At 64.4% G+C, this 19675-nt stretch carries 19 protein-coding genes and 1 pseudogene; 6 read left to right on the top strand and 14 right to left on the bottom strand.

The annotated features are described in order from the left end of the window. Positions 1-28: 28 nt before the first annotated feature. From FJ417_RS14735 to FJ417_RS14725, 3 genes and pseudogenes are all read right to left on the bottom strand, one after another. Positions 29-501: pseudogene (locus FJ417_RS14735) on the bottom strand (DUF4262 domain-containing protein). Then, on the bottom strand, positions 491-1141 hold the full coding sequence (gene maiA, locus FJ417_RS14730; protein ID WP_140783946.1) for a maleylacetoacetate isomerase: 651 nt from the start codon (positions 1139-1141) through the stop codon (positions 491-493). The pseudogene FJ417_RS14735 and the gene maiA overlap by 11 nt, the downstream one beginning before the upstream one ends. Beyond that, positions 1138-1836 carry a fumarylacetoacetate hydrolase family protein gene (locus FJ417_RS14725; RefSeq protein ID WP_140783945.1) on the bottom strand — a complete coding sequence of 233 codons (699 nt, stop codon included), beginning with the start codon at positions 1834-1836 and terminating at the stop codon, positions 1138-1140. The genes maiA and FJ417_RS14725 overlap by 4 nt, the downstream gene beginning before the upstream one ends. A 204-nt stretch (positions 1837-2040) precedes the next feature. On the opposite strand from FJ417_RS14725, the gene FJ417_RS14720 reads away from it, so the two are divergent. Next, complete coding sequence (locus FJ417_RS14720; protein WP_040981753.1) at positions 2041-2724, top strand: response regulator transcription factor; 684 nt, start codon at positions 2041-2043, stop codon at positions 2722-2724. A gap of 10 nt (positions 2725-2734) precedes the next feature. Here FJ417_RS14720 and FJ417_RS14715 read toward each other — a convergent pair whose 3' ends face one another. Next, positions 2735-4072 (bottom strand): hybrid sensor histidine kinase/response regulator, encoded by a 1338-nt coding sequence (locus FJ417_RS14715; protein ID WP_140659774.1) that lies wholly within the window; start codon positions 4070-4072, stop codon positions 2735-2737. A gap of 4 nt (positions 4073-4076) precedes the next feature. After that, entirely contained in the window at positions 4077-5261 is a 1185-nt protein-coding gene (locus tag FJ417_RS14710) for an FIST signal transduction protein (protein ID WP_140783944.1), read from the bottom strand. A 260-nt stretch (positions 5262-5521) separates the two neighbouring features. On the opposite strand from FJ417_RS14710, the gene FJ417_RS14705 reads away from it, so the two are divergent. From FJ417_RS14705 to FJ417_RS14690, 4 genes are all read left to right on the top strand, one after another. Continuing rightward, the gene (locus FJ417_RS14705) at positions 5522-6022 is read left to right on the top strand and encodes a (2Fe-2S)-binding protein (protein WP_140783943.1); all 501 of its coding nucleotides are present in this window, start codon (positions 5522-5524) and stop codon (positions 6020-6022) included. Between the two features lie 112 nt (positions 6023-6134). Further along, on the top strand, positions 6135-8483 hold the full coding sequence (locus tag FJ417_RS14700; RefSeq protein ID WP_140783942.1) for a xanthine dehydrogenase family protein molybdopterin-binding subunit: 2349 nt from the start codon (positions 6135-6137) through the stop codon (positions 8481-8483). Between the two features lie 12 nt (positions 8484-8495). Further along, a complete protein-coding gene (locus FJ417_RS14695) occupies positions 8496-9293 on the top strand; it encodes a xanthine dehydrogenase family protein subunit M (RefSeq protein WP_140647692.1) in 798 nt (265 codons plus the stop codon). A 208-nt stretch (positions 9294-9501) separates the two neighbouring features. Next, on the top strand, positions 9502-10524 hold the full coding sequence (locus FJ417_RS14690) for an acyltransferase (RefSeq protein ID WP_140783941.1): 1023 nt from the start codon (positions 9502-9504) through the stop codon (positions 10522-10524). Positions 10525-10657: 133 nt separating this feature from the next. Here FJ417_RS14690 and FJ417_RS14685 read toward each other — a convergent pair whose 3' ends face one another. After that, positions 10658-11167 (bottom strand): GNAT family N-acetyltransferase, encoded by a 510-nt coding sequence (locus FJ417_RS14685; protein ID WP_181183216.1) that lies wholly within the window; start codon positions 11165-11167, stop codon positions 10658-10660. Next, positions 11167-11922 (bottom strand): copper homeostasis protein CutC, encoded by a 756-nt coding sequence (locus FJ417_RS14680; RefSeq protein ID WP_140659780.1) that lies wholly within the window; start codon positions 11920-11922, stop codon positions 11167-11169. The genes FJ417_RS14685 and FJ417_RS14680 overlap by 1 nt, the downstream gene beginning before the upstream one ends. Positions 11923-12102: 180 nt before the next feature. Here FJ417_RS14680 and FJ417_RS14675 point away from each other — a divergent pair, with 180 nt between their 5' ends. Further along, positions 12103-12558 carry a carboxymuconolactone decarboxylase family protein gene (locus tag FJ417_RS14675; protein WP_140647695.1) on the top strand — a complete coding sequence of 152 codons (456 nt, stop codon included), beginning with the start codon at positions 12103-12105 and terminating at the stop codon, positions 12556-12558. 42 nt (positions 12559-12600) lie between these two features. On the opposite strand, the gene FJ417_RS14670 is transcribed toward FJ417_RS14675, so the two are convergent. The 7 genes from FJ417_RS14670 to FJ417_RS14640 all read right to left on the bottom strand — a co-directional run bounded on the left by FJ417_RS14670 (position 12601) and on the right by FJ417_RS14640 (position 19663). Then, complete coding sequence (locus FJ417_RS14670) at positions 12601-13032, bottom strand: cupin domain-containing protein (RefSeq protein WP_140783940.1); 432 nt, start codon at positions 13030-13032, stop codon at positions 12601-12603. Positions 13033-13256: 224 nt separating this feature from the next. Next, positions 13257-13535 (bottom strand): hypothetical protein, encoded by a 279-nt coding sequence (locus FJ417_RS14665; RefSeq protein WP_140783939.1) that lies wholly within the window; start codon positions 13533-13535, stop codon positions 13257-13259. Positions 13536-13697: 162 nt separating this feature from the next. Continuing rightward, positions 13698-15314, bottom strand: coding sequence for a DHA2 family efflux MFS transporter permease subunit (locus FJ417_RS14660; RefSeq protein ID WP_140783938.1), 1617 nt, complete (start codon positions 15312-15314; stop codon positions 13698-13700). Further along, complete coding sequence (locus FJ417_RS14655; protein WP_140783937.1) at positions 15311-16405, bottom strand: HlyD family secretion protein; 1095 nt, start codon at positions 16403-16405, stop codon at positions 15311-15313. The genes FJ417_RS14660 and FJ417_RS14655 overlap by 4 nt, the downstream gene beginning before the upstream one ends. 211 nt (positions 16406-16616) lie before the next feature. Further along, positions 16617-17390 carry an SDR family oxidoreductase gene (locus FJ417_RS14650; protein WP_140647778.1) on the bottom strand — a complete coding sequence of 258 codons (774 nt, stop codon included), beginning with the start codon at positions 17388-17390 and terminating at the stop codon, positions 16617-16619. Positions 17391-17395: 5 nt separating this feature from the next. Next, entirely contained in the window at positions 17396-18730 is a 1335-nt protein-coding gene (locus tag FJ417_RS14645; protein WP_140783936.1) for a dihydroorotase family protein, read from the bottom strand. Between the two features lie 9 nt (positions 18731-18739). Beyond that, the gene (locus FJ417_RS14640) at positions 18740-19663 is read right to left on the bottom strand and encodes a polysaccharide deacetylase family protein (protein ID WP_140783935.1); all 924 of its coding nucleotides are present in this window, start codon (positions 19661-19663) and stop codon (positions 18740-18742) included. Positions 19664-19675: the final 12 nt, after the last annotated feature.

Raw genomic sequence — 19675 nt, 5'->3', positions numbered from 1 at the left:
GGCCGCGACGGTGAGGGTAGGGTGCTAGTTATGGCGGCGGAGTATCGAGCAGCGGCTGCCGTTCGCGAAACCATTCATCAGCCTCGACATCCCACGGCCAAATCCCGGAAGTTGTCGGAAAGACAAGCTGCACGATCCGGAAATCCGGCCCGTCGTAGAACCATATGTCCCAACCGAAATATTCCGGGTAGTGATCGGGATGGACCGCACCGAACTGACAATCGAAGCCTCCTCCCAGGAAACCCGACGCCCGCGCACCGACGCTGAACCTCTCGCCGCCGCGCACGCGTCTGCAGTACTCGTTGATGATGGTAGCGAAAGGTCCGGCTTGAGCCCGATAACGACCAATTCAGGGACGCCAAAATTGTGCTCTATCCCGACCGAGTATGCGAATGGCGGATGCTCGTCTTCCTCCAGCACATAGAGAATGTGGCAGCCGTACTCTTCGATGTCGGCGAGTGCCTTGGCCTCCTCGGCGTCTATGGCTTCCCTACTCGGCATCGATCTGGTTCTGCGGCGCAGCCTTCTGGAACGCCGGCAGCGCCATGCAGGCGGCGTTGATGCGCGCGATCACCGGATAGGGGGCCATATCGACGCCGAAACGGGCATTGTTGGTCACCTGGGCGGCGAGGCAGATGTCGGCCAGGCCCGGCGTGTCGCCATGGCAGAACGCGCCGGCCTCGGGCGACGAAGCCAGAATCTTCTCAAGCGGCTGGAAACCTTCATTCACCCAATGCCGGAACCAGTTGACGACGTCCTCGTCGCCGGCGCCGAACAAGGTGCGCAGCGAGGTCAGCACGCGCAGATTGTTCACGGGGTGGATGTCGCAGGCGATCATTTGCGCCAGCATCCGCACCCGCGCCCGGCCCAGCGCATCCTTCGGCAGCAGCGGCGGTTCGGGCTGGACCTCGTCGAGATATTCGATGATCGCCAGCGACTGGGTCAAAAGCGTGCCGCCGTCCAACACCAGCGCCGGCACCAGGCCTTGCGGGTTCACCGCGAGATAGGCGGGCTCGAGATGTTCGCCGTGGCGCAGATGATGCGGCACATAGGTGTAGTCCAGCCCCTTCATCTCCAGCGCAATCCGCACCCGGTAGGAGGTGGAGGAGCGGTAGTAGTTGTGAAGGACGAGGTCGCTCATCGCCTCGGCTGCCCGATGGCCACCGTGATCTCGCCGATGCCGTCGACGCCGCCGGTGATCCTGTCGCCCACCTGGACCGCTCCGACGCCGGCCGGCGTACCGGTGAAGATCAGGTCGCCGGGCCGAAGCTCGACCGCCTCGCTGCAAATCGAGACGATATCGGCGATCGGCCATATCAGCTCGGCAAGGTCGCCGTCCTGTTTCACCGCGCCGTTGACGGCAAGCCAGATACGGCCTTTTTCCGGATGTCCTGATTTCGCGGCTGGAACCAGCGGGCCGCAAGGCGCCGACTGGTCGAAAGCTTTCGACCAGTCCCAGGGACGGGCTGCTTTCTTCGCCTGATCCTGCAGGTCGCGGCGGGTGAGGTCGACGCCGACGCCATAGCCCCAGACATGGGCGAGCGCCTCGGCGCGCGGAATGCGGAAACCGGCCTCGCCGATGGCGACGACCAGCTCGATCTCGTGGTGCAGGTTCGAGGTCAGCGGCGGGTAGGGGATCTCGGCGCCGCTGTCGACCACCGCGTCGGCCGGTTTGGTGAAGAAGAAGGGTGGATCGCGCTCGTCATTGCCGAGCTCGCGCGCATGCGCGGCGTAATTGCGGCCGACGCAGAAGATGCGGCGCACGGCAAACCGCTCCGCCGCGCCCGCGACGGCAACCGAAGCAATCGTCGGCGGCGGAAGGACGAATTCTGGCATGGTTTTTCTCTGTGCTGGCATGAATCGTTAGCACCTTCGGCCGATTTCGACCCGTGGGCAAGACTCGACGTCCCCGCACATCGGCCTGTCGTTTCAGTGACAATGCGCCGTACCATTGGGCGTGTACTATTTGCCAATAATCTGGCCATGATCACGGGACTATCCTGTGCCGGCTGAAACCGAACCGAAGCCTGAACCCGTGCAATGACCTCCGTCAGCGATCGCGCCCGCTTCCTGATCATCGACGACCACCCGCTGTTTCGCGAGGCGCTGCACAGCGCCGTGCAGATGGCCTATCCGGATGTCGATACGGTGGAGGCGCGCTCGATCGCGGAAGCGATCGAGCTTCTTGCCGACGCCAAGCCGTTCGACCTCGCGCTGCTCGATTTGAGCATGCCCGACGTGCATGGCTTCGAGGGGCTGTTGCAGTTGAGGACCCGTTATCCGCGGCTGCCAGTGGTGATCGTGTCGGGCTATGAGGAGCCGAAGATCATCTCCGAGGCGCTGTCCTACGGCGCCGCCGGCTTCATCCCGAAATCGGCCCGCAAGAGCGATCTCGCCGCCGCCATCCGCTCGGTGATGGATGGCGCGGTCTATGTGCCGGAAAATTACGAAGGCCAGCCGCCCGATCCCGACAGCACCGACCGCGCCGACATGGTACAGCGCCTGGCCAGGCTGACGCCGCAGCAGCTGAGAGTCCTGCAGATGCTGCGCCAGGGCATGCTCAACAAGCAGATCGCCTACGAACTGCAGGTGGGCGAGACCACCGTCAAGGCACATGTCTCCGAGATCCTGCGCAAGCTCAACGTCTACAGTCGCACGCAAGCGGTGATCGAGGTGTCGAAGCTCGACAATGCGGAGCTGTTTCGGGACCAGGCCGGGTTTTGAAGCGGCATTTCTAAGCCAGCAGATGCGCCAGCAGCGCGCGCAGTTGCGCAGGCTTTAGCGGCTTGCGCATCAGTTCGATGCCGGCTGCTCGCGCCGCCTTGGCAACGAGCTCGGAGCCGTCGGCGGTGACGATCAGCGCGGGCACCGGGCGGCCTAGATAGTCGCGCACTTCGGCTATCGTTGAGGTGCCGAGGTCGCCGCCGTCGAGATGCTGGTCGGCGATGATGATGTCGGGCACCCAGGCGGTGTCGCCGAGCAGGTCGAGCGCATCGTCGGTCGAGGTGGCGGCGCGCACCAGGCATTGCCAGCGCTCGAGCAGCGAGGTCATGGCCGAGAGCACGTCCATGTCGTTCTCGACCAGCAGCACCCTGGTGCCGAACAGGCCGTAACCGCGCGGCCGCTCCATGTCGGCGGCGGCCATCGCCGGCTCGGCCGTGGCCATGCCGACCGGCACGTCGATATGGAAGATGGTGCCGCGCCCGACCTTCGAGGAAAAGGTGATGGGGTGGCCGAGTGCCGCCGCCATGCGGCGCACGATCGCGAGGCCGAGGCCGAGCCCGCCGGCGAGTTCCGCATTGTTAAGCGTCGAGGTGCCGCGGTGGAATTCCTCGAACACCGCCTCACGCTGGTCCTCGGGAATGCCGCAGCCGGTGTCAGCGACGTCGATGCGGATGATGTCGCCGCGATGCCTGGTGCCGACCAGCACGCCGCCCGAGCGGGTGTAGCGCAGCGCATTGGAGAGAATGTTCTGCAGGATGCGCCTGAGCAGCGTGCGGTCGGAGCGCACCACCACGTTCACCGGCCTGAATTTCAGCGACAGGCTTTTCTTTTCCGCTTCGGGCAGGAAATCCGAGCGCAGCGAGGAAAACAGCGCCTCCAGGCTGACGTCGACGACTTCCGGTTGCACCACCCCGGCGTCGAGCTTCGAGATGTCGAGCAGTGTGCGCAAGAGGTCTTCCATCGTCTCCAGCGAGCGCTCGACCTGCCGGACAAGCTTCCTGCCTTCCTCGCTGGCCTGGACCTCGGCCAGCGCAGAGACCGACAGGTGCGCGGCGTTGAGCGGCTGCAGCACGTCGTGGCTGGCGGCGGCGAGGAACCTGGTCTTGGAGAGGTTCGCCAGTTCGGCGTTCTCCTTCGCCTCGCTGAGGTCGATGTTCGACTGTTCGAGCCGGCGCAGCGTCGCGTGCAGTTCCTCGGTGCGGTTGCGCACCCGGTTTTCCAGCGAGATGGCGGTCTGGAACAGCGAGAAGGCATTGCCCTGCTGGTCCATCGAACGCTCGACGCGGCTGACGAGGGCCGCGTTGATCTTCTTCAGCCTTTCGAGGTCATTGATATCGCGAAGCGGCATCTCGCTACTCGGCTGCCTGGGGCTCGCCGAAGGCGATGCCGGTAAAGGTCTGGTTGAGGTGCATCGAGCGGTACTGCTCGCCATAGGTGCCGAAGCCGATGACCTTGTTGGTCCGGTAGAGCTCCGAAATGTCACGGTAGACCTGGCGGTTGCGCGCATCGAGCCGGCGCAGCACGCAGTCGAAGCCGAGGATCATGTCGATGCCGCCCAGCTTGCGTTCGGCGTCCTGTAACGCGGCGCGCGTCGCTTCCACCATGTTCTTCGGCTGGGCGATGGACAGAACGACGCCATCGTCGATGGCGCAGAAGAACGACAGCGAGCCGTCGACATGCATGCGCTGGATGGAGCGGCAGTAATATTCGCCGGCCACTTTCACCACGACGGGATGGGAGGCGAAGCTTAGCGGCGTCAGCGCCTGCGCCACGGTGCCGACCGAGGCCGCGTATTCCTCCGCCGCGTTGGTGGCGTTGAATTCGCGCACGATGCGATGGTCCGGGTCGGACGACGTCACCACCAGCTTCTCGTCGGTCGGAATGAAATTGTCGGTCTTGAAGACGTGGAAGGGGATCTCGGTCGCGACCAGCACGATGATGGCGCTGTCGGACGTGACCTTGCCGTTCGAAATCAGGCTGGTCGTCTCGAATTTCAGGTCGTCGCCCGCCGAGCCGCCGATCAGCGGGATGTCGTCCAATCCCCAGTGGATGGCCGAGGTCACCGCTTCCTCGGCATAGGAAAGCCCGTCGATGAAGCAGAGGGCGAACACGCTCTTCACCCGTTCCTGGCCGGCGCGGCAGCGCAGCAGGCGCCGCAGCTCCACGACCTCGCCGGTGATCCCGTCCATGCCGGAGGAGGAGAGGTTCTCGACCATGGTGCTGACGGTCGAAAACGACGCCGACGGCAAAAGCAGGGCAAGGGCATGCCCTTCCTCCAGTCCCTGCGGCGTGATTTCGCCGGCGGTCGAGCAGCCGGCATAGGCGAGCGACGGCGCATGGACCTTCAGCGCTTGCGCGAGCGCCGCCGCGTCGACCAGGCTTTGGGAGAAGAACAGAAGCGCAAAGCCGGCGTCGACAGCCGCCGCTTCGGCCGCGATGGCGCGCGCAAAGGCATTCGGGTCGGGCTCATCCGTGGTGAGCGCCGAAAGGCCCGATGCATAGCGTGTGCTCGAACTGGCCAGCTGCCGTCTCCGCAATTTCCTCCAACGCTGTTTTGTGCGTGTCTTTTCTTATGCGTGTCAGGCACGCTTCGCGTCGAAGGCATCTTTGCCTTCAATCCCGGTTTTGGCAATGGGGCCGGTTGCTGCGCTGCACATAGCTTTCGCCATGATCGAAAGTACAATGGAACCGGCGCTGGCAGCGCTGTTTTGCCCGTTGTACGCTACCCGAATAACGCACTGCCGAAGCACAAGCGCGGCATTCGGCAATGACCAAGGTTGATACCCAGGGAGGTTGCATGTCGGACGTGTCGTTGACTGTAAACGGGAGGCGGGTCAGCGGGAACGCCGAGGACCGAACGCTTCTGGTGCATTTCCTCAGGGAACATCTAGGACTCACCGGAACGCATGTCGGTTGCGATACATCGCAATGCGGCGCCTGCGTCGTGCATGTCGACGGCCGGGCGGTGAAGTCCTGTACCATGCTGGCCGCGCAGGCCTCGGGCTCGACCATCGTCACCATCGAGGGGCTCGCCGACGGCGCCGAGCTGCATCCGGTGCAGGCCGCGTTCAAGGAGCATCATGGGCTGCAATGCGGCTTCTGCACGCCGGGCATGATCATGGCGGCGACCGACATGATCGCGCGCCATCCCGAGGGCCTCGACGAGGCGACGGTGCGCGCCGAGCTCGAAGGCAATATCTGCCGCTGCACGGGCTACCACAACATCGTCCAGGCGATCCTCGCCGCATCGGAGACGATGGCGAAGGGCGCCAAGGGCAGGGCGAAGCAGGCAGCTTAGGGAGTAGGCAGTGGCAATAGGGAATAAGGCAAACGGCGATACGACCGCGAGCCCCTCACTACTGCCTAACCCCCTACTGCCTATTCCCTTAATTCCGGAGGAATTTCCGCAAATGGGTATCGAAGGCGTCGGCGCCCGCGTGGCGCGCAAGGAAGACAAGAGGTTCATCACCGGCGGCGGCCGCTATGTCGACGACATGGTGGTCCCCGGCATGAAACATGCCGTGTTCGTGCGCAGTCCGCACGCGCATGCACAGATCAAGAAGATCGATGTGAAAAAGGCGCAAGCGATGCCCGGCGTCGTCGGCGTGCTCACCGGCAAGGAGCTCAAGGCCGACGGCATCGGCAATCTGATCTGCGGTTGGATGATCCACTCCAAGGACGGAACGCCGATGAAGATGGGCGCGTGGTCGCCTCTGGCCGTCGACAAGGTGCGCTATGTCGGCGACGCGGTCGTCATCGTGATCGCCGACACCAAGGGCCAGGCGCGCGACGCGGCGGAAGCGGTCGAGATCACCTACAAGGAATTGAAGGCCGTCGTCGACGCCACCAAGGCCATCCAACCCGGAGCGCCGCAGGTCCATGCCGAGGCAGAGAACAACCTGATCTTCGACTGGGAGCTCGGCGACGCAAAGGCCACCGACGCGGCGATCAGGTCGGCGGCCCATGTCACGCGCATGAAGATCGTCAACAACCGGCTGGTGCCGAATGCGATGGAGCCGCGCGCGGCTCTCGGGCACTACGACAAGGCGGAGGACCACTATACCTGCTGGACGACGTCGCAGAACCCGCATGTCGCGCGGCTGGTGATGAGCGCCTTCTACAATGTCGCGCCGGAAAACAAGCTGCGCGTGATAGCGCCCGATGTCGGCGGCGGCTTCGGCTCCAAGATCTACATCTATCCGGAAGAGATCGTCTGCCTGTGGGCATCGAAGAAGACCGGCGTTCCCGTCAAATGGGTCGCCGACCGCACCGAAAGCTTCCTGTCGGACGCGCATGGCCGCGACCATGTCTCGACGGTGGAGATGGCCTTCGACAAGGACAACCGCATCACCGGTCTGAAGGTCGACACAATAGCCAATCTCGGCGCCTACATGTCGCTGTTCTCGTCCTGCGTGCCGACCTATCTCTATGCCACGCTGCTGTCGGGCCAGTACAACATCCCGGCGATCCACGCCAATGTGCGCACCGTCTATACCAACACCGCGCCCGTCGATGCCTATCGCGGGGCAGGGCGGCCGGAGGCCACCTACGTGCTCGAGCGGATGATGGAAACCGCGGCGCGCGAGCTTGGCGTGCCGCCGGCGGAACTCAGACGCCGCAACTTCATCACGTCCTTCCCGCACCAGACTCCGGTGATCATGGCCTATGACGCGGGCGATTATAACGCTTCGCTCGATGCGGCGATGAAAGCCGCCGACTATGCCGGCTTCACCAAGCGCCGCGCCGACGCCACTAAGCAGGGCAAGCTGCGCGGCATCGGCATGAGCTGCTACATTGAGGCCTGCGGCCTGGCGCCGTCGTCGGCGGTCGGCTCGCTCGGCGCCGGTGTCGGCCTCTGGGAATCGGCGGAGGTGCGCGTCAATGCCGTTGGCACAATCGAGGTGCTGACCGGCTCGCACAGCCATGGCCAGGGCCATGAGACGACCTTCGCGCAACTGGTCACCCAGCGCTTCGGCGTGCCGATCGACTCGGTCTCGATCGTGCATGGCGACACCGACAAGGTGCAGATGGGCATGGGCACCTATGGTTCGCGTTCCGGCGCCGTCGGCATGTCGGCCATCGTCAAGGCCCTCGACAAGGTCGAGGCCAAGGCCAAGAAGATCGCCGCGCACCTGCTCGAAGCGGACGAGGGCGACATCGTCATCGAGAATGGCGAGGTCAAGGTCGCGGGCACTGACAAGAGCCTGCCCTGGTTCCAGGTGGCGCTTGCCTCCTACACCGCCCACAACCTGCCGGCCGGCATGGAGCCCGGGTTGAAGGAGACGGCCTTCTACGATCCGTCCAACTTCACCTTCCCGGCCGGCTGCTACATCTGTGAGGTCGAGATCGACCCCGAAACCGGCACGACAGAGATCGTCCAGTTCGTCGCGGCGGACGATTTCGGCAACATCATCAATCCGATGATCGTCGAGGGGCAGGTGCATGGCGGCATCGCCCAGGGCGTGGGCCAGGCGTTGCTGGAAGGCGCGCATTACGACTCAAGCGGCCAGCTTCTGACGGCAAGCTACATGGATTACACCATGCCGCGCGCGGGCGACCTGCCGTCCTTCAAGGTCTCGACCTCGAACACGCCATGCCCTGGCAATCCGCTCGGCATCAAGGGCTGCGGCGAGGCCGGCGCCATCGGTTCGCCGCCGGCGGTCATCAACGCCATCACCGATGCGCTCGGCGTCGTCGACATCGCCATGCCGGCGTCGCCCGCGACGGTGTGGGCAACCATCCGCGCGACGAAGCACTGAGGAGGAACGAGCATGTATTCCGTCAACTACCATCGCGCTTCCTCCGTCGCCGACGCCGCCAGGCAACTCAAGAATGGCGACGCCAAGCTGCTCTCCGGCGGCATGACACTGATCCCCGCCATGAAGACGCGGCTCGCGGCGCCCTCGGACCTCGTCGACGTCTCGCGGCTGAAGGACCTGCAAGGCGTCAAGGTGTCCGGCAAGACGGTCACCATCGGCGCCGCGACGACGCATTACGACGTCTCCACCGACGACAAGCTGAAGAAGGCCTGCCCGGCGCTTGCGCATATGGCATCCCTGATCGGCGATCCGGCGGTACGCTATAAAGGCACGATCGGCGGCTCGATCGCCAACAACGATCCGGCCGCCGACTATCCGGCCGCGCTGCTGGCCCTGGACGCGACGATCGTCACCAACAAGCGCGAGATCGCGGCGGACAAATTCTTCAAGGGCCTGTTCGAGACTGCGCTGAAGGAAGGCGAGATCGTCACCGCGGTAAGCTTTACCGCTCCGGCCAAGGCGGCCTACCAGAAGTTCCGCAACCCGGCTTCGCGCTACGCCATCGTCGGTGTGTTCGTGACCAAGGGCAAGGACGGGGTGAGGGCGGCGGTGACCGGCGCCGGCGAGGACGGCGTTTTCCGCTCCAAGGAAATCGAGGCGGCGCTGGCGAAGAATTTCGACGTCGCGGCGCTCGGCGGCCTCAAAGTGTCGGCAAAGGGGCTGATGAGCGATATCCATGCCTCCGCCGACTATCGCGCCAATCTGATCGCGGTGATGGCCAAGCGTGCCGTGGCCGCCGCCAACGCCTGAACGCTCTCAGCCTGGGTGAAGGAAAGGGGCCCCCGCGGCCCCTTTTTCTTTTGTACTCGCAACGACTTGGCGGGAATTACCTGAGTATTCGCGGTTTCGCACTTGCACAATAATATCCCGCACTGCAAAATGACTCCGGCGGGAATACCAGACGGTCCGAGACGCGGGCAACGCTTCGCATCCGGATCTCGAGTTGCGAAGGCACGGTATGACCGACATCTCCGCAGCGTCCGTTGTCCTGCCGCGGGCCGCAATCGACAGGGAAGCCAGGACAAGACTGGCCTATCTCGACGGCTGGCGAGGCCTGTCGATCGCGATGGTGCTGATCGGCCATTTCTTTCCGGTCCCGGGACTCAATCTCGGCGTGCTCGGCGTCGAGTTCTTCTTCGTGCTGAGCGGCCGGCTGATGGGCGAAATCCTGTTCATCGAGCGCTTTCCGCTGAAGAAATTCTTCAAGCGCCGCTTCTCGCGCATCTATCCAGCGCTGCTGGTGTTCGTGATTGCCGCCATGATCGGCCTGACAGGGACCTTCATTGCCTTCAAGTGGAAGGCGGCGCTGACGGCGCTGACCTTCACCTACAATTACGCCGGCATCCTGATCACCCGCGCCGGCGCGCTCGACCACATCTGGTCGCTCTGCGTCGAGGAGCATTCCTATATCCTGCTCGCGCTGATCAGCGTGGTGGTAACCGGAAGAACGAACGTCGTGCGGCTGCTGGTCGTGCTGGCGCTGCTGGCAATGGCCAACGGCGCCATTTCGTACGGGGTTCTCGGCATGGGCTACGAGACCACCTACTGGCGGACCGACGTGCATATCGCCTCGATCCTGCTGTCCGCCGCGATCTGCCTGCTCAAGGCCGACGGGCGCCTGCCGGCTTCCCTGCAAAGCCAGCATGTGGCGCTGGCGGCGGCGGTTGGCGGCCTGTTGCTGTTCCTCGATCCGGTGCCGACCACGATCCACTATCTTGTCGGCGTGCCGCTGCTGGCGCTCGCCGTCAACACGCTCGACTTCGCGGGCGGCTACCTGGCGGGGCCGCTGTCGTCGCGGCCGATGGTGATGCTCGGCCTGTGGTCCTATTCGCTCTATCTCTGGCAGCAGCCTTTCTACAAATTCGTCGATGAACACGGTCGCGCGCCGATACCGATGCTGGCGGCTGTATTCGCCTGCGCGCTGGCCAGCTACTATATCGTCGAAAAACCCACACGCGGCTGGCTCAACCGCAACTGGTGAGATCAGGTTCCTGCGGCGTGCCTTCGGGATGTCCCAGCTTTCGTCGAAGCGGAAGACATTGCTCGCCATGATGTCGCCCCCAGCCAGCGGAGCCGATATATTAGCTGCGGCCTGTTTTCCTGGCCAGCAGCGTTCAGGCGGCGATGGGCTTCGCCCAATAGCGCACCGATTTCTTGCCGCCGTGGATCACTGCGTCGCCGACCTCGGCGAAGCCGAGCGCTGCGTGGAACGCGTCGGAGGCCGGGTTGGGTGGATCGGCATTGACCTCGCAGGTGACGATGGTGTGGCCGGCGAGGCGAGCCTGCTCGAACAGGTCCTCATAAAGCCGGCGGGCATGGCCGCGGCCGCGGGCGCCCGCGGCCACGACGACGCGATCGACATAGACGAAGCGCGGATAGCGCTCGCGAAACCAGAGGAAGTTCGGACTGTCGTAGTTTGCATCCTGGTCGAAGCACAGGATGAAGGCTTCCAGCGCGCCGATGCGGCGGGTGTAGAATGCTTCGCTGAGCAGGAATGAGAGCCGTTCCGGCTCGAGCCAGGACAACTCCGCCGCATGCTCGTTGTTGAGGGCGAGGATGGCGGCCTCATCGGCGGGCGAGACCTGTTCGATCGGCAACAATTCCTTGCTCATCGTCTTCGCCATCAGGCTCTCGCGGCCGCGATCGTCGCCGCCACCTTGGCTTGGTCGGTCACCGTGTTGCGGTATTCGCGATCGAGGTCGGCGCCGCCCATGCCGACATTCGGGTTGCGGTAGCGCATGGCGCTCGGCACGTCCGCCAGTGCTGCGAAATGCATCTCGGTCAGTCCGGTCCGCCTGCGCACCTCGCCGATCGTGTCGGGCGCGAGGGCGCCGCAGCCGAGGATGATGATGCGCGCGCCCGCCTGGCGAACGAGCTCCGCCAGAAGCTCGACGCCTTCGACCGCCGTATCGCGCTGGCCGCTGGTCAGCACGCGGCCGACCTTGCAGCGGATCAAGGCTTCGAGCGCCTCGACCGGATCGCGCGTCATGTCGAAGGCGCGATGGCAGGTGACGTTGAGCGGGCCGGCAGCCTCAACCAGCGCGCTCATGCGCGCTTCGTCGATGGCGCCGTCGGCAGTGAGGCAGCCGACGACGACGCCGGCCACGCCGAGCTCGCGAAGCGCTTCGACATCGGCGAGCATCGAGCGGTATTCGGCCTCGCTGTAGAGGAAATCGCCGCCGCGCGGACGCACGATGACATGAAAGGGAATGGTCGCGCTTTCGAGCGCGGCGCGCACCGTGCCCATGCTCGGCGTGATGCCGCCTTCGATGAGGCTGGCGCAGAGCTCGACCCGGTCGGCGCCGGCGGCCTGGGCGGCAAGCAGCCCGTCAATGCCTTCGACGCAGATTTCGATCAGGGGTTTTTGCGTGTCCGCCACCGGTTTCCATCCATGCTTTCGACGAGATGCGCAGCCCTAGCATCGGGCGGGCCGCCGCGAAAGCCGCAACGATCGGTCCAGCCATGGAGGTGCTTGACAATACATAACTGCAAAGTTATGCATAACTCATAACTGAAAGGTTATTGATTGGTGCGAACCCTGTTGGCAAGGAGACCGACGATGGAAGCAAGATTGAAGAACCCGGTGATGCTCATTCCCGGCGCACTGCAGGCGCTTCTGGCGCTCGACAAATCGACCGAAGCCGGCGACGTGCCTTATGTGACGCGCAAGCTCGTTCATCTGCGCGCCAGTCAGATCAACGCCTGCGCCGTTTGCGTCGACATGCATGCGCGTGAGCTGAAGAAGGCCGGCGAGAAGGACGAGCGGATTTTCGCCGTGTCGGCATGGCGGGAGACGCCGTACTTCAACGAAGCCGAACGCGCGGCGCTTGCGCTGACGGAAGCCGCGACGCGCCTGGCCGATCGTTCCGACGCGGTGCCGGACGAGGTCTGGGACGAGGCCGCGCGCCATTATGACGACAAGGCGCTCGCCGCCCTGGTGATCCAGATCGCGCTGATCAATGCGTTCAACCGGCTGAACGCCACCACGCGGCAACCGGTAGGCGCCTGGGGGTGAGGCGAGAGGCGGGTGCCCGCTTCGAAGCCGGCGCTTCGCCGGCTACTGTTTCAGGATCGTGTTCTTGGCGCCTTGCTCGACCTGGTCGATCACCAGAAGCTTCACCGGATCGGCACCGATATTGGTGGCCTGGTGCCATTGCCCGATCATCTCGACGATGAAGTCGCCGGTCTTATAGGTGTTGGCAGCGCCGGTCTCGACATTGGTCACCTTGAGCGTGCCTTGCTCGACATAGGCGTAGCGCGGGAAGGGGTGCTTGTGCACGGGCAAGGTCGCCCCCGGAGCGATCTGGTAGGACGAGACCTGAACCTCGACGTTCTTCTGCGGCAGCGTGATCGGCTGGCCCGACGCGGTCGTGGTCTTCGATGCCAACGGCGTCACCACGACTGGCGTATTGCTGCTGTCCAACGCGTTGGCCGCGGTCGCATGGACGGTGGCTATCGCCAGCAGTGCCGATATCGTGATGTTGCGCATGGTCCCCTCCAAAGTTGCCGCACCATCGCCCGACGGAAATTGACGCGCAAGCATCCTTTTGCATGCGCCGAATTTTCGGGCGTTGCGGTCTAAGCTGCTCTGGAAGACGTGAAAGGCCCCGGACATGCCGGGGTCTCAGCACTGTATCATCGCCTCAGCCGCTCGGTCGGCTATTTCGCTGTGCGATGGAAATCAGGGACGTGCCGGGAAGGTGATCCGGCGGATCAGCTCGGTGCCTTGCCGCCGTTCTTCTTGCAGTCCGAGCGGAACTTCTCGCGATCCTTGCCGTGGAGGCCTTTTTGATCCGCGAGCGTCGAGCATTGCTTCGAGATCGCGGTCTTTTCGGGCGTCATGGCGGTTTTCGGCTTCTTCGTGGTTGGCGCCGTGGTCGTTGTCGTGGTGGCGGCGGGCGTGGTTGTCGTTGTCGACATCGCCGCCATGGCTCCGGTGGTGACAAATCCCGCGAGAGCGATAGAGGCAAGAACACGTGCTGCGGCTTTCATTGCGATCTCCATTGTTTCGAGTTTCCCCCAAGCAGGGGGCTAGCATCGGACTGAGGCTCCACCGTGCCGAGCCGCAGGGCGGGGTGGACACTTTGTCGTTACCGGGAGTTGCGCTTGATGAGCACGCCATCGCGTTGCGGTGAAACACTCCAAGCGGCTCTGTCACACGGCGGGGCTGTCCTGCTGTTTGCCAGGCCCGGGCTTCGGCGCCCGGAGCAGCAAGGTGAACGGCACGAGCAGCGCCGTCGCTATTGCGCAATAGAAGAAGACGTCGACATAGGCGAGCAGTGAAGCCTGGCGACCGATTTCCTGTCCGATCCAGCCGACGGCCTGTTGCTTGGCCTCGATCAGCGGCGAGCCCTCGGCGACGAAATGGTCCGTCACCTGGCGGAGAGTCTGCTGATAGGCCTCGCTCGACTGCGCCGTGTGGCCGACCAGCACCGACTGATGCAACTGGGCGTTCTGGGCGATGACAGTGTTGGACAGCGACACGCCGATGCTGCCGCCGATGTTGCGGGCGACATTGATCAGCGAGGATGCCTGGTCGGTCTTTTGCGGCGGCAGGCCGACATAGGCGGCGGTGGAGATCGGGATGAACAGGAACGGCAGGCCGATCATCATGTAGATGCGCGCATAGGCGAAGAAACCGAAGCTGGCGTCGGGCGTCAGCGAGGTCATGTGCCAAAGCGCGACCGCGATCACCGACATGCCCATCATGATGAGATAGCGCGGCTGAACGACACCGGCCGCAAGGCCCGAAATCGGCATCAGCATCAGCATGGCGATGCCGCCCGGCATCATCGACAGACCGGAAAGGGTGGCGGTGTAGTCGAAGGTGGTCTGCTGCAGTTGCGGCAAAAGCTGCGTGGTGCTGAAGAGCACGGCGCCCACCGCCATCATGACGAGGAACGACATGCCGAACTGCCGGCTGAAAAGCAGGCGGATGTCGACGATCGGATCGCGCCTCGTCCACTCCCACGGAACAAGCAGCAGGAACGACACCGCCGAGATCACGGCGAATGTGGTAATGAAGGTCGAGGCGAACCAGTCGTTGCGCTGGCCTTCGTCGAGAAAGACTTCGAGGCAGCCGAGCGCCATCGCCACCAGGATGAAGCCGATCCAGTCGACCTTCAGCCCCTTGCTCAACCGCTCGCGGCGCTCGCGTTCGAGAATGTCGGGCTCGATCACCAGCCATTGCACGAGCGCCAGCGACATGATGCCGAAGGGCACGTTGATGAAGAAAATCCAGTGCCAGGAGAAATTGTCGGTCAGCCAGCCGCCGATGGTCGGCCCGACCGTCGGGGCGACGATCACCGCGATGCCGTAGAGCGCAAAGGCCTGGGAGCGTTTCTCAGGCGGGAACGTGTCGGCCAGGATCGACTGCTCGCTCGGCGCCATGCCGCCGCCGCCGAGCCCCTGCAGGATGCGGAAGGCGATCAGCGTCGGCAGATTGGGCGCCAGCCCGCACAGCAGCGACGCCAGCGTGAAGGTCGCCACGCAGATCATGTAATAGCGCTTTCGACCGATGATGCTGGTAAGCCAGCCGCTGACCGGAATGATGACGGAGTTGGCGACGAGATAGGTGGTGATCACCCATGTGCTCTCGTCCATGCCGGCGGCCAGGCTGCCGGCGATGTTGCGCAGCGCGACATTGGCGATCGAGGTGTCGAGCACCAGCATGAAGGTCGCGATCGAGACGACGATCGCGATCAGCCAGGGGTTGCGCCCGCCGGCCGCCGACCGGCTTTCGTTACCCTGAGCTGCTGCGGCATCGCTCATCGTACCTTGACCGTCGGCACCACCGACATGCCGGGACCGAGATAGACGCCGGGCGGTTGGTCGAACACGATCTTGACCGGCACGCGTTGCACCACCTTGACGAAATTGCCTGTGGCGTTTTCGGCTGGAAGCAGGCTGAAGGCCGTGCCGCTGCCGGCCTGAACGCTGTCGACATGGCCATGGAAGGTCTTTTCCGGATAGGCGTCGATGGCGATATCGACGGGCTGGCCCGGTCGCATCAGGTCGAGCTGTGTCTCCTTGAAATTGGCTTTCACCCAGACGTCGTTGGGCACGAACATCATCAGCACCTGGCCGGGCTGCGCATAGGTGCCTTTCGCCACCGTGATGTTGGTGGCATGGCCGGCGACGGGCGCCGTGATGGTCGTGCGGGTGAGGGTGATCTTGGCTTGGTTCTCGGTGGCCTCAGCTTGCCGAAGCTTGGCCTCGGCGCTCTTGCCTTGTGCCTGCAGAACAGCCACCTGGCTTTTCGCCGCCTCGACATTGGCGTTGGCGGTATCGAGTGCTGCCTGGTCCTGGCGTAAGGTCGAAGCGGCCTGCTGTGCCTGCTGTTGCGTCGCCGTGCCCTTGGCCAGGAGCTCACGGTTGCGCTGGTCCTCGGATTTGGCGAATTCGAGTGCTGCCTGCGCCTGCGCCACCTGTCTTTCGGCCGCATCGATCTTGGCGTTTTGCGCCTCGGTCTGGGCCTGCACATTGGCAATATCGGCCTGCGCCGCAACCACGCCGGCTTGTGCCTGTTTGAGCGAGGCCTGATAATCGCTGTCGTCGATGCGCAGAAGCACGGCGCCGGCCTCGACCGGCTGGTTGTCGGTGACGGCGACATCGGTAATGCGTCCGGCAATTTCCGCGCCGATCGTCACCGTGCGGGCGTCGATGAAGGCGTCGTCGGTCCATTCATACTGTCGCGCGTTGATCCACCAGATGACCACGGCCGCGATGACTAACAGGATGAGGATGGCGACGATCGCCGCTATGTAGGGATGGCGTCTGATGAGGCCGGGTTTGTTGTCGTCCGACGGACTGTCATTCGACTGCGAGTCTTGCGCTCGCTCGCCGTCGCGCTCGTTATCCATGCGCTTTTCGGCGTCCGGCGGGCGTTGCTGCCGATCGGACCGGGGCTGAACCCGCGCTTCCTCGGCGGGAGCGGTTTCGCGCTCTTTTCTTTCAGTTTTTGCGTCCAAGGCAACGGGTCCCAGATATCGTTGGCCCCCTCGCAGCAGGGTCAACGGGCGGTTTCCGCAAAGGTTCCTGCCCTCGGATGCGGCCATGGCTCGGCTGGCAGCGTCAGCCCGCCATCCAGCCGCCGTCCACCATCAGGTTTATGCCGGTGACATAGCTCGCCATATCGCTGGCGAGAAAGAGCGCCGCGCCCGCCACGTCGTTCGGATGCCCGAGCCGTGGCCAGGGTGTGCGGCGGCGCGAATAGTCGAGCGCATCAGGGTCGTTGGCGACGCCCGGCTTGCCGGTGATGATCTTGCCCGGAGCAATCGCATTGCAGACGATCAGGTCGTCGGCATGGTCGACGGCGATCTGCCGGGTCATCTGCACGATGCCGCCCTTGCTCACCGAATAGGGCAGGTCGCCGGGGCAGGCGACCATGCCGTGCTGCGAGGAGATGTTGATGATGCGGCCGCGCACCTCGTTAACCGGCGCCTGGGTGAGCATCTGCGTGACGGCGCATTTATTGCAGTAGAAGAAGCCGGTCAGGTTGACGCCGATGACGCGGTTCCACTGTTCCGGCGTGGTCTCGATCAGGTTGGTGCTGGTGTAGATCGCTGCATTGTTGACCATCACGTCGAGCCGGCCGAATTGCGCGACCGTCACGCCGACGAGCGCGTCGACGGCGCTCCAGTCAGAGATGTCGGTTCTGACGTAGGTGGCAGCGCCGCCGGCCGAACGGATCATGTCGACGGTGCCTTGGCCGCCCTCGATCGGCTGCTCCACCATGTCTGCAACGACGATGTTGGCGCCTTCGGTGGCGAATTTCAGCGCGATGGCGCGGCCGATGCCGGAGCTCGCTCCGGTGACGATGGCTGTTTTGTTGGCGAGCAGGGCCATGATGTTCAGCTCTCCCGGGTGACGATCTTTCCTTGCGCCGCGCCGACCAGTCGCCCGTCGCGCACGATCTCGCGGCCGTGCAGGAAGACACTGGTCAGCCGCGCTTTCACGGTCCAGCCGTCGAAGAGCGTATAGCCTGCCCGCGACACCTGATCGGCATTGGCGATGGTGCTTGACTGGCGCGGGTCGAGGATCAGCAGATCGGCATCGTGGCCGGCGGCGATGCGACCCTTGCGCCGGCTGAGGCCGAAGCGCTCGGCTGGATTGCGGGAGCACATGCGCACCAGATCGGGCAGGGCGATGAGCCCTTCATCGACCAGCCTCAGCATTGTCGGAAGCAGCGTCTGCAATCCTGGCATGCCGCCCGGGATGTCGGCGAAAGCGGCATAAGCCGCTGCCTTCTCGACGGGCGCGTGCGGTGCGTGATCGGTGGCGATGATGTCGATCAGCCCTGCGCCTAGCGCGGCGCGCAGCGCGTCGACGTCGTGTGGCGAGCGCAAGGGCGGCGAGGCCTTCAGCTTGGCGCCTTGCGTTTCGTAATCCTGCGCTGTGAAGAACAGGTTCTGCGGCGTGGTCTCGACGCTGGCGTCGGCCATGCCGCGCAGCCGGCTCCAGGTCTCGACGCCCAGCTCGGAATTGATCTGCCGGACATGGATCCTCGCTTCGGCCGAGGCGGCGGCGACAAGGGCGCGGGCGATGCCATTGGCTTCGGCGAGCGGCGGCCGGCTGTCCAGGAAGGCGGCGACGCTGCCGGAGCGATCCCGCGCCGTGCTGCCGGCCAGGATCGATTGGTCGCCGGGCGAGATGCCGATCAGCGTATCGGCGCCGGCGAAAGCCTTCAGCGCCTCCGCAACGGTATCGAGCGAGGCAAAAAGGAAGGTGTCCGGCACGTCGGCGGTGAACAGCTCGAAGGAGACCGGTGCGAGGTCGAGCAGGCGGGGGATAAGCGACAGATCGCGGCTGACCACGGCCTGCAGGCCGACATCGACATGGATGCGGCCCTTCGCAATCGCCATCTTGTCGGCAAGTTGCTCGGGCGTGGCCGTCCATGGCTCATCGGTCGGCATGTCGAGTATGGTGGTGACGCCGCCGAGCGCCGCCGCATGCGTACCGGAGGAAAAATCCTCCTTATGCGTCAACCCGGGGTCGCGCAGATGCGCATGCGCATCGACAAGGCCCGGTAGCAGGAAGCAACCCGCGGCGTCGATGAGCGTGCTGGCTTCCGCGGCTTCGCCGGGCGCGATGAGTGCGGCGACCTTGCCCGCGGCGATGCCTATATCGCCCCGGCCGAGGCCATCGGCGTTCACAACCGTTGCGCCGCGGATCAGCGTCTCGAACACGGTTCCCCCTCAGCCGCGCTGCTCGAAGCGCGCATGGTTCGCGTGCCAGAAGCGCGCGATGTCCTCGCGGCGCATGAAGGCGGCGCCGTCGGATTTCTGGACATGCTCGATGACCTCGCGCAGGCCCGAGGCGCGGTTCGGCTGACCCGTCCAGCGGGCGTGGATGCCGATGGTCAGCATGCGGCCGCCGGTCTCCTCGGCTTCGCCAAGCATATAGTCGATGGCCGCGCGGCAGTCCTCGGCGAAGTCGCGCGGATTGCTGTAGCCCGGAGCCACCAGATAGCGGCTGTCGTTGAGCGTCTTGGAGTAGGGGACGACCAGGATTTCCGTGCCCCGGTGATCGAGGAAATAGGGCAGGTCGTCGTTGCAGGGATCGGAGTGGTAGAGGAAGCCGCCTTCCTCGACCAGCAGGTCGCGCGTGTTGACGCTCGGCAGCGAGCGGCAGTTCCAGCCCAAGGGCCGCTTTCCCAGCAGCTTTTCGTAAAGCGCGATCGCCTCGTGCAGATGGCGCTCTTCCTCGCCGCGCTCCATGGTCGTGTGGTCGATCCAGCGCAGGCCATGGCCCATCAGGTCATGCCGGCGGCTCTTCATCCATTCGACCAAGGGCGGGTTGCGCTCCAGAGCCACGGCGCAGGCGGAAAAGGTGACCGGGATGTCGTAGCGGTCGAACAATCTGGCCAGGCGCCAGACGCCGGCGCGGCTGCCATATTCGAAATGCGTCTCGGTGCCGAGATCGCGCACCGGCATGCTGCCGCTGAGATTGTATTCGCCCCAATTGTCGTTGCGGCCATCTTCGAGCCAGGAATATTCCGAGCCCTCCTCATAGTTGAGCACGAGGTTGACGGCGAGCTTGACGCCGCCCGGCCAGGTGACGAAGGGCGGGTGCGGGCCGTAGCCGACGAAATCGCGCGGCTGCTGGAAATCGATCGGCATCGACTAGTCTCC

The organism is Mesorhizobium sp. B3-1-7 (genome assembly GCF_006439385.1).
In the GTDB taxonomy this organism is placed as follows: domain Bacteria; phylum Pseudomonadota; class Alphaproteobacteria; order Rhizobiales; family Rhizobiaceae; genus Mesorhizobium.
This window is presented reverse-complemented; position numbering and strand designations above follow the sequence as displayed.

Coding starts and splice junctions, on each gene's coding strand:
- FJ417_RS14690 (WP_140783941.1), top strand. CDS start 9,502: ATGACCGACATCTCCGCAGCGTCCGTTGTCCTGCCGCGGGCCGCAATC.
- FJ417_RS14720 (WP_040981753.1), top strand. CDS start 2,041: ATGACCTCCGTCAGCGATCGCGCCCGCTTCCTGATCATCGACGACCAC.
- maiA (WP_140783946.1), bottom strand. CDS start 1,141: ATGAGCGACCTCGTCCTTCACAACTACTACCGCTCCTCCACCTCCTAC.
- FJ417_RS14705 (WP_140783943.1), top strand. CDS start 5,522: ATGTCGGACGTGTCGTTGACTGTAAACGGGAGGCGGGTCAGCGGGAAC.
- FJ417_RS14700 (WP_140783942.1), top strand. CDS start 6,135: ATGGGTATCGAAGGCGTCGGCGCCCGCGTGGCGCGCAAGGAAGACAAG.
- FJ417_RS14695 (WP_140647692.1), top strand. CDS start 8,496: ATGTATTCCGTCAACTACCATCGCGCTTCCTCCGTCGCCGACGCCGCC.
- FJ417_RS14660 (WP_140783938.1), bottom strand. CDS start 15,314: ATGAGCGATGCCGCAGCAGCTCAGGGTAACGAAAGCCGGTCGGCGGCC.
- FJ417_RS14675 (WP_140647695.1), top strand. CDS start 12,103: ATGGAAGCAAGATTGAAGAACCCGGTGATGCTCATTCCCGGCGCACTG.
- FJ417_RS14650 (WP_140647778.1), bottom strand. CDS start 17,390: ATGGCCCTGCTCGCCAACAAAACAGCCATCGTCACCGGAGCGAGCTCC.
- FJ417_RS14725 (WP_140783945.1), bottom strand. CDS start 1,836: ATGCCAGAATTCGTCCTTCCGCCGCCGACGATTGCTTCGGTTGCCGTC.
- FJ417_RS14655 (WP_140783937.1), bottom strand. CDS start 16,405: ATGGATAACGAGCGCGACGGCGAGCGAGCGCAAGACTCGCAGTCGAAT.
- FJ417_RS14715 (WP_140659774.1), bottom strand. CDS start 4,072: ATGCCGCTTCGCGATATCAATGACCTCGAAAGGCTGAAGAAGATCAAC.
- FJ417_RS14685 (WP_181183216.1), bottom strand. CDS start 11,167: ATGGCGAAGACGATGAGCAAGGAATTGTTGCCGATCGAACAGGTCTCG.
- FJ417_RS14665 (WP_140783939.1), bottom strand. CDS start 13,535: ATGAAAGCCGCAGCACGTGTTCTTGCCTCTATCGCTCTCGCGGGATTT.
- FJ417_RS14640 (WP_140783935.1), bottom strand. CDS start 19,663: ATGCCGATCGATTTCCAGCAGCCGCGCGATTTCGTCGGCTACGGCCCG.
- FJ417_RS14670 (WP_140783940.1), bottom strand. CDS start 13,032: ATGCGCAACATCACGATATCGGCACTGCTGGCGATAGCCACCGTCCAT.